General features: G+C 66.1%; 9 protein-coding genes. 3 read left to right on the top strand and 6 right to left on the bottom strand.

Features of this window, described 5'->3' with window-relative positions; genetic code table 11:
- Positions 1 to 14: 14 nt before the first annotated feature.
- On the bottom strand, positions 15 to 1,298 hold the full coding sequence (gene purD / locus WEB61_RS06145) for a phosphoribosylamine--glycine ligase (protein WP_368063452.1): 1,284 nt from the start codon (positions 1,296 to 1,298) through the stop codon (positions 15 to 17).
- Positions 1,299 to 1,424: 126 nt separating this feature from the next.
- Between purD and xseA the strand changes: the two genes are divergently transcribed.
- The 3 genes from xseA to WEB61_RS06130 are packed head-to-tail and all read left to right on the top strand — an operon-like array spanning position 1,425 to position 3,959.
- Positions 1,425 to 2,858 (top strand): exodeoxyribonuclease VII large subunit, encoded by a 1,434-nt coding sequence (gene xseA, locus WEB61_RS06140; protein WP_368063451.1) that lies wholly within the window; start codon positions 1,425 to 1,427, stop codon positions 2,856 to 2,858.
- Between the two features lie 31 nt (positions 2,859 to 2,889).
- Complete coding sequence (locus tag WEB61_RS06135) at positions 2,890 to 3,108, top strand: DUF2093 domain-containing protein (protein WP_368063450.1); 219 nt, start codon at positions 2,890 to 2,892, stop codon at positions 3,106 to 3,108.
- The gene (locus tag WEB61_RS06130) at positions 3,105 to 3,959 is read left to right on the top strand and encodes a M23 family metallopeptidase (protein ID WP_368063449.1); all 855 of its coding nucleotides are present in this window, start codon (positions 3,105 to 3,107) and stop codon (positions 3,957 to 3,959) included. The genes WEB61_RS06135 and WEB61_RS06130 overlap by 4 nt, the downstream gene beginning before the upstream one ends.
- A 98-nt stretch (positions 3,960 to 4,057) precedes the next feature.
- Here WEB61_RS06130 and WEB61_RS06125 read toward each other — a convergent pair whose 3' ends face one another.
- Genes WEB61_RS06125 through WEB61_RS06105 form a run of 5 tightly spaced genes read right to left on the bottom strand, consistent with a single transcriptional unit; the run spans position 4,058 to position 9,951 of the window.
- Positions 4,058 to 4,942, bottom strand: a complete 885-nt coding sequence (locus tag WEB61_RS06125; protein ID WP_368063448.1) for a lysophospholipid acyltransferase family protein — start codon at positions 4,940 to 4,942, stop codon at positions 4,058 to 4,060.
- Positions 4,943 to 4,959: 17 nt separating this feature from the next.
- A complete protein-coding gene (lpxK, locus tag WEB61_RS06120; protein WP_368063447.1) occupies positions 4,960 to 5,997 on the bottom strand; it encodes a tetraacyldisaccharide 4'-kinase in 1,038 nt (345 codons plus the stop codon).
- Positions 5,990 to 7,291 (bottom strand): 3-deoxy-D-manno-octulosonic acid transferase, encoded by a 1,302-nt coding sequence (locus tag WEB61_RS06115; RefSeq protein WP_368063446.1) that lies wholly within the window; start codon positions 7,289 to 7,291, stop codon positions 5,990 to 5,992. The genes lpxK and WEB61_RS06115 overlap by 8 nt, the downstream gene beginning before the upstream one ends.
- 16 nt (positions 7,292 to 7,307) lie before the next feature.
- On the bottom strand, positions 7,308 to 8,054 hold the full coding sequence (locus WEB61_RS06110) for a lysophospholipid acyltransferase family protein (RefSeq protein ID WP_368063445.1): 747 nt from the start codon (positions 8,052 to 8,054) through the stop codon (positions 7,308 to 7,310).
- Positions 8,055 to 8,061: 7 nt separating this feature from the next.
- The gene (locus WEB61_RS06105) at positions 8,062 to 9,951 is read right to left on the bottom strand and encodes an ABC transporter ATP-binding protein (RefSeq protein ID WP_368063444.1); all 1,890 of its coding nucleotides are present in this window, start codon (positions 9,949 to 9,951) and stop codon (positions 8,062 to 8,064) included.
- Positions 9,952 to 10,042: the final 91 nt, after the last annotated feature.

Raw genomic sequence — 10,042 nt, 5'->3', positions numbered from 1 at the left:
TTGCCCTCATTGCCTCACGCGTTCTGCTTTTCGCGCTCGATGGCGCGGTAACCGATGTCGCGGCGGCAGAAGCCTTCCGGCCAGTCGATCTTCGCCACGGCGCGGTAGGCGCGGGCCTGCGCTTCGGCGACAGTCGCGCCGGTGGCGGTGACGTTGAGGACGCGGCCACCGGTGGCGAGGATCTTTCCGCCTTCGGCCTTCGTGCCGGCATGAAAAATCGCGATACCTTCGATGGCGCCCGCCGCTTCGAGGCCCCGTATCTCCGTGTTCTTTTCATAGCCACCCGGATAGCCGTTCGCGGCCATGACGACGGTGAGCGCCGCCTCGTCCTTCCAGCGCAGGCCGGCCGAGGCGAGCGTGCCTTCATGGCAGGCGATCAGCAGCGGCAGCAGATCGCAATCGAGGCGCATCATCAGGACCTGCGTCTCGGGATCGCCAAAGCGGGCGTTGTATTCGATCAACTTCGGGCCGTCCTTCGTCAGCATGAGGCCCGCATAAAGCACCCCCTTGAAGGGCGTGCCGCGCGCGGCCATCGCCTTCACCGTCGGCTCGACGATTTCGCGCATCGCGCGCGCGCAAAGGCCCGGCGTCATTACCGGCGCCGGCGAATAGGCGCCCATGCCGCCGGTGTTCGGGCCCTTGTCGCCATCGAAGACGCGCTTGTGGTCCTGCGCGGTTGCGAGCGGCAGCGCGACCTCGCCGTCGCACAAGGCGAAGAAGCTCGCCTCCTCGCCCTCGAGAAATTCCTCAACCACCACTTCGGCGCCGGCCGCGCCGAAACGGCCCGAAAAAATTTCGTCGACGGCCGCCTCGGCTTCGGCCCCCGTGAGCGCGACGACGACACCCTTGCCGGCGGCAAGCCCGTCGGCCTTGACGACGATGGGGGCGCCCTTCTTGCGGATGAAGTCCTTTGCCGACGCCGCCTCCGGGAAGCGGCCATAGGCCGCCGTCGGAATGTTCCATTCGGCGCACAGATCCTTGGTGAAGCCTTTCGAGCCTTCAAGCTGCGCCGCCGCGGCCGAGGGCCCGAAACTCGCGATCCCTTCGGCGTCGAGGCGGTCGACCAGGCCGGCGACCAGCGGGTCTTCCGGCCCGACGACGACGAAGCCAATGTTCTTGTCGCGGCAGAAGGCGATAATGGCGTCGAAATCGTCGGGCGAAAGGGGAGTGCAGGTTGCAACCCCGGCGATGCCACCATTGCCCGGCGCGCAGTAGAGAGCCTCGCAGAGAGGGCTTTTGCGGAGCGCCCAGCACAGCGCATGCTCCCGGCCGCCAGAGCCGATGACGAGAATATTCATGGGTTGCCATCCCTTGAGGGTAAAGCGGCTCCGGCCCCGTCCCGGGGGTGGGGCGCGAAGGGGTTTCCTTGTAACATGGGGGTCACAGACGGCAAACCGCCCCGCGCCCCAGCCAGAAAGCCCTTTATGGCCCCTTCGGAAACACAAGGCTCCGCCTCCGGCAACATCCATGAATTCTCGGTCAGCGAGATTTCCTTCGCGCTGAAAAAGACCGTGGAGGAGACCTATGGCCATGTCCGCGTGCGCGGCGAAATCACCGGCTACCGGGGTCCGCATTCCTCCGGCCATTGCTATTTCGGCCTGAAAGACGACAAGGCGCGCATCGACGCGGTGATCTGGAAAGGCAATTTCGGCAAGCTGCGCTTCAAGCCCGAAGAGGGCATGGAGGCGATCGCGACGGGGAAGCTCACCACCTACCCGGGAAGCTCGAAATACCAGATCGTGATCGAGCATCTGGAGCCGGCCGGCGCCGGCGCGCTGATGGCGCTTCTCGAGGAACGCCGCCGGAAGCTCACCGCCGAGGGTCTGTTCGCGCCCGAGCGCAAGCGGCCGATCCCTTTCCTGCCCGGCGTCATCGGCGTCGTGACGAGCCCCACCGGCGCCGTCATTCGCGACATCCTGCACCGCCTCTCCGACCGCTTCCCCTGCCATGTCGTCGTCTGGCCCGTGCGGGTGCAAGGCGAGACGTCGGCGGCCGAGGTTGCGGCGGCCATCGAAGGCTTCAACCGGCTCGACAAAGGCGGCCGGGTGCCGCGGCCCGATCTGCTGATCGTCGCGCGGGGCGGCGGCTCGATCGAGGATCTGTGGTCCTTCAACGAGGAAATCGTCGTGCGGGCGGCGGCGGCCAGCACGATTCCGCTGATCTCGGCCGTCGGCCACGAGACCGACACGACGCTGATCGATTTCGCCGCCGACCGCCGGGCGCCGACGCCGACGGCCGCCGCCGAAATGGCGGTGCCGGTGCGCGCCGATCTGATCGCCGAGGTGCAGGACCGCGCCCGGCGGCTGATGCGGGCCGAGGCGCGCACGATCGAGGCGGCGCGCAACGAATTGCGTGGGCTGGCACGCGGGCTGCCGCGGCTTGCCGACATCGTGGCGCTGCCGCGCCAGCGCTTCGACGCGGCGAGCGACCGGCTCGGGCGGGCGCTGGCGCGCGCGGCGGAGGTCAAGCGCGCGATGCTGCATCGCGTCGAGGGCCGCCTCGCCGACCGGCCGATCCGATTGCGCATTGCGAACGAACGCAAGGCGCTGCCGCAAATGCTCGAAAGGCTGACGCGGGCGGAACGGCGGCGGGTGACCGATCTCGCGCGCATGCTGGACGGACAGGCAAAGCTGCTCGAAAGCTATTCCTATCAGGGCGTCCTGAAACGCGGCTATGCGGTGGTGCGCGACGGCGCCGGCACGCCCCTGCGCAGCGGCAAGGGCCAGAAAGCCGGCGCCCCGCTCGAGATCGAATTCGCCGATGACAGGCTCGGCGCGACCGTTGTGGCGGCCACGCCGGAAAAGCCGCGGTCCGCGCCGAAGAGCAAGCCCGACAGTCCGCAGGGGAGCCTGCTTTGATCGGCGCGCCGGCCCGGGCTATAGTTGCGCCATGAACAGAATGGAAAAAATGGGCGGGGGCGAAGCCGAGCTCGTCTATGGCGATGGCGAGTTTCACGTCGTGCGGCCCGGGGCCTATGTGATCTGTGCGGTGACGGGCGCACGCATTTCGCTCGACGAATTGCGCTACTGGAGCGTGGATCTGCAGGAGGCCTATGCCAGCGCCGACATATCCCTGAAGCGCTATCTCGAGCTGCAAGCGGCGACATGAGGCGGCTGACCGCTCTCATTGCCGCTCTGTTTTTCGCCGCGCCCGTGCTGGCGGAGAGCGGCCACCATCCCGCTCTCGAACTTCGCGGTCCGTTGCAGCAAGGGGCGCTGATCATCGGCATGGCGGTTCCCGACGCGCGGGCGACGCTTGATGGCGCGGCGCTTCGCGTGGACGAAGACGGCGTTTTCGCTTTCGGCCTCGACCGCGATCATGGCCGCACGGCCCGCCTCGCCGTCGCCTATCCCGACGGGACGGTCATCGAGCGCGTTCTCGAAGTCGCGCCGCGCGACTGGGCGATCCAGCGCATCGACGGATTGCCGCAGAAATATGTGACGCCGCCACCCGAGACGCTGGCGCGGATCGCGGAGGAACGCGAATTGAAGACGGCGGCGCGGGCGGTGCGCGTCGACGACAGCTGGTTCGCCCTGCCCTTCATCTGGCCGGCGCGCGGGCCGGTTACCGGCGTCTTCGGTTCGCAGCGCATCTACAATGGCGAACCGCGCCGGCCTCATTACGGCGTCGACGTCGCCGCGCCCACGGGCACGCCCATCGCCGCGCCGCAGGCCGGCATCGTGACGCTCGCCCAGTCCGACATGTATTTCGAGGGCGGTCTCGTCTTTCTCGACCACGGGCATGGCGTCACCAGCGTCATGATGCATATGAGCCGGGTCGATGTGACGGAAGGCCAAAGGGTCGCACGCGGCGATACCATCGGCGCCGTCGGGGCGACCGGCCGGGCGACCGGCCCGCATCTGCACTGGGGCCTGTTCTGGCGCGGCGCCCAACTCGATCCGGTCAATCTCGTCGGTCCGATGCCGGACGGCGCGGCGGTCGCCACCGGCGGGAATTAGAGCAGGTTGCGTTCCGACGGGATCGCAACCTGCTCCAGATTCCTTTGTTTGGTCGCATTTTCTACGGTCAACCGGCGTCCACTTGACCGGAAAATGCTCTAGCTCCAGCGATTGTGCAGCCAGAGCCATTCATGCGGGCGCTCGCGAATGCGCGCCTCGAGGAAATCGTTGACCTCTTGCGCGATGCGGAGCGTCTCCTCGAAGGGCTCGGCGTTCGGGCGCGCCGTGATCGGGTCGTAGACGGTGATGCGGAAATGCGCGCCTTCGAGACGCTCGATACCGACCGGCACAACCGGCACGTTATAGCGCACGGCCAGGCCCGCCGGCGCGCCCGCCGTCATGGCGCGCAATCCGAACAGGCGCGCCTCGACGCCGTCATTCATTTTCTGATCGGTCAGCATGGCGACGAATTTATCCTCGCGCATCAGCTTCACGATGACACGCGCGCCCGCACCGCCTTTGGGAATCTGCGTCGCGCCGCCCGTTGCGCGCTGCCGCAGCGACACCATCCACTCGTTGACGAAGGGGTTGTTGGCATGGCGATAGACCTCGCCACCCTCAAGCCCTTCCAACTGCATCACGACGGGCAGCAGCTCCCAATTGGCGAAGTGGCCGGACACAATGACGCCGCCGCATTCAGCTTCGGCCATGGCGCGCAGCGCAGCGGCGCCGACAACGTCGATACGGTGCCGTTCTTCCGGACGCCCGAAGCGCTCCAGATGCGCATATTCGCCGATGGTGCGGCCGAGATTGTCCCACATGTCGACGACGATGCGCTCGACCTCTTCCGGCGACAACTCCGGCATGGCGCGGCGGATGTTGGCGCGCGCGCGCCGGGAGACGCCGAGCTTCGGGCCAACGAAGCGCGCCAGGCTGCCGCCGGCCGTCGAGGCCCGGTCAAGCCCCATCACGCCGAAAAGAGCGAGCGAGGCCTTCAGCGCCGCGTATTCCAGCAGATGTGTGAAGGTGTGTTTCTTTGCCATGCCTTTGGCGAATCATATCAGCTTCGACGGCGCCGTGCGCGTCTTGCCGCGTCGCCTATCTGTGCCATCAACGTGTCGATGTTGGCGATCAATGCACGGACGGGCAGCTGCATCGCGGCATCGCGCAGCCGCGCCCGAGCACTTCCGGCCTGCGCATGAGCCAGGCGCGCGGCGTCCTTCTCCGTGGTGATGAGGCGCGCGCCGCGCTCGCGCGCCCTGACGAGAAGGCGCAGCGCGTCGCTTTCGGTGTACATGTGGTGATCTGCGAAATCGATCGTGCCCGCCACCTCGGCACCGAGATCGGCGAGCGTCCGGTAGAATTTTTCCGGCCGCCCAATGCCGGCAAAGGCAAGAAGCGGCATGTCGCCGAAATCGAGCGGCGAGGCCGGCCGCGTGATGGCGTTGAAGACCGGCAAGCCGCGCGCCCGGGCCCTGGCCGCGATTCCATCCGCCGCATGCCCCCTGCCGTTCAGGACGATCGCATGAGCGCGTTCGAGCGCGTCATCGACGCGCTCGCGCAAGGGGCCGGCCGGTATCAGGCGCCCATTGCCGACACCTGTCGCGGCGTCGACGACCAGGATCGAGAAATCCTTGGCCAGATGCGGGTTCTGGAAGCCATCATCCATGACGATGATCTCAGCGCCGCCGCGTATCGCCGCCGCGGCGCCCTCGGGCCGCCGGACCGATACCCATGCCGGCGCAACGGCGGCAAGCAAAAGCGGTTCGTCGCCGACATCCGCCGCGCTGTGCCGCGCCGGATCGACGCGGATGGGTCCCCGCTCGCGGCCGCCATAGCCGCGCGTCAGGAAATGCACTTTCTCGCCGGCGCCAATCAGGCGTTCGGCGATCGTCAGCGCCACCGGCGTCTTGCCGGTGCCACCCGCTGTCAGATTGCCGATGCAAATGACAGGCACGGCAGCGCGCTCGGGTGTGATGCGGCGGCGCCTGATATGTCCGGCAAGTCCGTAGAGCCAGCCGGCCGGTGCGAGCAGACGCGAGGGCAGCAGCGGCGTGGCGCCGCGGCGCGGCGGATACCAGAAACGCGGTTCACGCATGACCGCTCCCCCCGACGGGAAGCAGCGGCAAAAGCGCCGCGAGCACGCGCGACGATGCGCCGCTGTCGGCGCTCACCACCGCCTTTGCGGCGGCCGCCATTCGCTGCCGTATCGCGCCATCGACGAGGAGATCGCCAACCGCTTGCGCAAGTGCTGCCGAATCCGCTATCCGCTGCATCGCACCCGCCGCCTCAAACGCCGCATAGGCTTCAATGAAGTTGAAATCGGACGGTCCCACGATCAATGCGCTGTCGAGCCGCGCCGCTTCGAAAGGATTGTGTCCGCCGGCAAGGCTGAGCGTGCCGCCGACAAAGGCGATGCCCGCAAGCATGTAGTAGAGGCCCATCTCGCCCAGCGTATCGCCAAGATAGATGTCGGTCGTTGCAGCGATCCTGTCGCCAAGGCCGCGCCGGGCAACCCGGAGGTCCAACGATTGGCATTCCGCCGCGATGGATGCGCCACGTGCCGGATGGCGCGGCACAATCATTGTCAGGAGACCGGGATGGGCCGGCGCGAGCCGACGATGCGCCTCGGCAGCCGCACGTTCCTCCCCTTCATGGGTATTGCTGGCGAGCCAGACAGGCCGGTGACCGATTTCGTTTCGCAGGCGGGCCAATTCGGCCGCGTCATGCAAGAGCGGCGGAGCGTCGTGTTTGAGATTGCCGAGACACAGCACGGACGGCGCGCCGAGCATGCGCAACCGGCCGGCGCTGACGTCATCCTGCGCCATCGACACCGAAAAGCCCGCCAGCAGGCTGCCAATGAGGCGCGGCGCGCGGCGCCATTTCCGGAAAGAGGTCTCCGTTATGCGCGCATTGACGAGCGCCAGCGGCAATCCACGTGCATGTGTGGCGGCAATGAGATTCGGCCAGAATTCGGACTCGACCCATATCGCAAGATCGGGCCGCCAATGATCGAGGAAACGGGAACAATAGCCGGGATGGTCGAGCGGCACGAACTGATGAACAGCGCGGGGCGGCAGCCGCTCAGCCATCAATTTCGCCGACGTGACGGTGCCCGTCGTGACCAGAACGGAAATGTCCGATGCAACGCCGAGCAACCGCTCGACAAGCGGCAAGATCGACAGGGATTCGCCGATGCTCGCGGCATGAAACCAAACGAGCCGTCCCGTCGGCCGCTGCCGCGAAGCGTAGCCGAAGCGTTCGTCGAGCCGGGCGGGGTCTTCCTTGCCGCGCGCGATCCGGCGACGCAGCAATATCGGGGCGACGGGGGCCAGCGCCCGCGTCATCAAGCGGTAGAGGACGAGGCCGGAAGATGTCGGGAGCGACGTCATGATCGAAACGCGGAGCTCAACGCGCCACCGCCTCTGCGTCCTGCATGAGCGGCGTGCGGCCGACAAGCCGTTCGGCTTCCGCGGCAACCGCATTGAGGCCGTCCTCTACCTTCTGTCTCACCGCCTCGATTTGCTCGGGGCTCGCGTCGCGCTCGACATAAATCGGTTCGCCCCAGACCAGCGCCCCCTTCGAGAAAGGCAGGTTGATGGTGAAACGATCCCAGTTGTTGAGTTTGATGCGCGCACGCGTCGTCGCGGCGACGGGAACAATGGGTCTGCCCGAGAGCCGCGCCAGCATCACGATGCCCTCCCCCGCACGGCGCGCCGGACCCGGCGGCAGATCGGCGGTGAGACCGATCGAAATATTCTCGCCGAGCGCGCGCACCATGGCGCGCAGGGCACCGGCGCCGCCTTTTCCCTTGTGCTTGTGACTGCGCTCCTCGCCTTTCGGCACACCCGCGCCACGGATCGTGCTGACGCCCAGATGATACATGACACCGTCGACGATTTCGCCGTCGCCGTGCTTCGACACCAGGATGCGCCACTCCCGCCAATTGTGCCAAAAGGGCGGCAAAATGAGATTTTGCCCGTGCCATGTGGCGGCGACAAATGGCTTGTCGACATTCCAGAAACTGGCGGCAATGTCGCCACGTCTGATTTCGAAACGGCAAGTGCGCCGCACGATACGGATGTAAAGCGCAATCAAAAAGGCGATCATCCCGGTAAATACCGGACTCTTGAATATCTTTTTCCCAAACGACATCGGATGCCTACTCTCCCGCCAACGCCGCCTGCGGCGTCTTGCCTTGCGCGGGTGCGGCCCCATCCGTCGCGTCTTCGATGAACTGCGAACGCGACAACTCCGCATAGAGACCGCCCTGGGCCACGAGCGCTGCATGCGTGCCTTGTTCGACCACGCGGCCGCCATCGATCACGTAGATGTTGTCGGCATGCTTGATGGTTGAAAGGCGATGCGCGATGACAAGCGTCGTTCGCCCTTCCATCAGGCGCGTCAACGCCGCCTGCACCTGCATCTCGGAGGCTGTGTCGAGTGCCGAGGTGGCTTCATCGAGCAACAGGATCGCCGCGTTTTTCAACATTGCACGAGCGATGGCGATGCGCTGGCGCTGCCCGCCCGACAGTTTGAACCCGGCTTCGCCGACCCGTGTTTCATATCCCTTGGGTAGCCCCAAGATGAATTCATGCGCGGCTGCGTTCCGCGCGGCCTGCTCGATCTCGGCATCGCCGGCTTGCGGCGATCCATACGCGATGTTGGCGCGGATCGTATCATCGAAGAGAAAGGGCTCTTGCGTGACCAGCGAACTCGCGCCCCGCAGCGAGGCAAGCGTGACCTGCGACACGTCCTGTCCGTCGATCAGGACACGGCCGGAAGATGGATCGTAAAAGCGCGGCACAAGATTGAGGATGGTGCTCTTGCCCGCCCCCGAAGGGCCGACCAACGCCGCGGTGTGCCCTTTCGGCACCTCGATCGAAACGCCGTTGAGCGCCGGCGTGCCGTCGCTGTAGTAAAAATGCACATCCTCGAACCGGATCGCACCATCGCTGACCTTGAGGGGCTCCGCCCCTTCCGGCGCCCGAATGCCGGGCTCGATGTCGAGGATGGGGAACACGCGAATGGCCGCGGCAACGCCCTCCTGCATCAGTGTCTGGGTGCTGGCGAGTTTCTTCAACGGCTCGTAGGCCAGCATCATCGCCGAGAGAAAGCCGCCGAGATCGCCGATGGTCAGAATGCCGGTCTGCACACTGCGCCCGCCGAAATAGATGACGGCGGCGATACCGAAGCCCGACAGGACGCCGGTGACAGGACTTGCTGCCGCCCGGCTCTTCAGCGCACGCAGAGAATAGCGGAGCACTTCATCGATCGACCGCGCGGCACGTGCAATTTCGGTTGCTTCCTGGTCATAGGCCTTGACGACACGAATGCCGCCCAGCGCTTCCGAAATCACAGCCGACAGGTCGCCCGATCCTTGCATCGTCTGCCTGGCGGCCTTGCGCGAGCGCCGGCCGAGCTGGCGCACCAGAACGGCGATGAAGGGGATGACGGCCGTACCCATCAGGGCGAGCTTCCAGTTGAGATAGAACATGGCGCCGATCAGGGCGATCACCGTCAACAGGTTCTGACCAAGGTCAATGACGGTTGTGGTGATCGAGTCGCGCACCCGGGCAGCATCGTAGAGAAATCCGGAAATGAAGCGGCCCGAATGCGTTCCGCTGACCCAGGCAAGATCGGCATGCATGATCCGGCCGAACATGCGCCGTTGAATTTCGGCGACGATGTGTTGCCCGATCGTGCTCATGTTGACTTTTGCGAAGTAGGTGGCGACCGCCTGCACCGATGTGGCCATGATCGCGCCAGCCGAGACCAGCAACAGCATCCAGCTATCCGAGCCGACAATGTTGTCCAGCGCGTGCTTGATGAGAATCGGCAGGACACCCGTCGATGCCGCAACGATGGCGCTGGCGAGAAGCGCCAAGGCGGCGAGACGCCAATGCGGCCGTAAATATTCGCGCGCCATCCGGCCCACGACGTCGCGTGTCATCAGTTCCGGCGGCTGGGGCCGCATGGCGGCTCCCGGCGAATCCGGGCGGGCGCCCTGTCCTCCCTGGCCGGCATCGGCGGTGGATTTCTGGCTTGGCATCTGGCCTGTCTCGTTCGGGCCCGTCTATATGGTCCGGGATCGCCCGGACCATATCACGGCGCGCCACCTGCCGCCATAAAGGCGGAGAATG

This window comes from Parvibaculum sp. (genome assembly GCF_040882025.1).
GTDB lineage: Bacteria > Pseudomonadota > Alphaproteobacteria > Parvibaculales > Parvibaculaceae > Parvibaculum.
The sequence above is the reverse complement of the archived record's forward strand: the minus strand, read 5'-3'. Positions and strand labels throughout refer to the sequence as shown.

What these genes read in the sequence shown, in the direction of transcription:
- purD (WP_368063452.1), bottom strand. Translation starts at nt 1,298, where the DNA reads ATGAATATTCTCGTCATCGGCTCTGGCGGCCGGGAGCATGCGCTGTGC.
- xseA (WP_368063451.1), top strand. Translation starts at nt 1,425, where the DNA reads ATGGCCCCTTCGGAAACACAAGGCTCCGCCTCCGGCAACATCCATGAA.
- WEB61_RS06135 (WP_368063450.1), top strand. Translation starts at nt 2,890, where the DNA reads ATGAACAGAATGGAAAAAATGGGCGGGGGCGAAGCCGAGCTCGTCTAT.
- WEB61_RS06130 (WP_368063449.1), top strand. Translation starts at nt 3,105, where the DNA reads ATGAGGCGGCTGACCGCTCTCATTGCCGCTCTGTTTTTCGCCGCGCCC.
- WEB61_RS06125 (WP_368063448.1), bottom strand. Translation starts at nt 4,942, where the DNA reads ATGGCAAAGAAACACACCTTCACACATCTGCTGGAATACGCGGCGCTG.
- lpxK (WP_368063447.1), bottom strand. Translation starts at nt 5,997, where the DNA reads ATGCGTGAACCGCGTTTCTGGTATCCGCCGCGCCGCGGCGCCACGCCG.
- WEB61_RS06115 (WP_368063446.1), bottom strand. Translation starts at nt 7,291, where the DNA reads ATGACGTCGCTCCCGACATCTTCCGGCCTCGTCCTCTACCGCTTGATG.
- WEB61_RS06110 (WP_368063445.1), bottom strand. Translation starts at nt 8,054, where the DNA reads ATGTCGTTTGGGAAAAAGATATTCAAGAGTCCGGTATTTACCGGGATG.
- WEB61_RS06105 (WP_368063444.1), bottom strand. Translation starts at nt 9,951, where the DNA reads ATGCCAAGCCAGAAATCCACCGCCGATGCCGGCCAGGGAGGACAGGGC.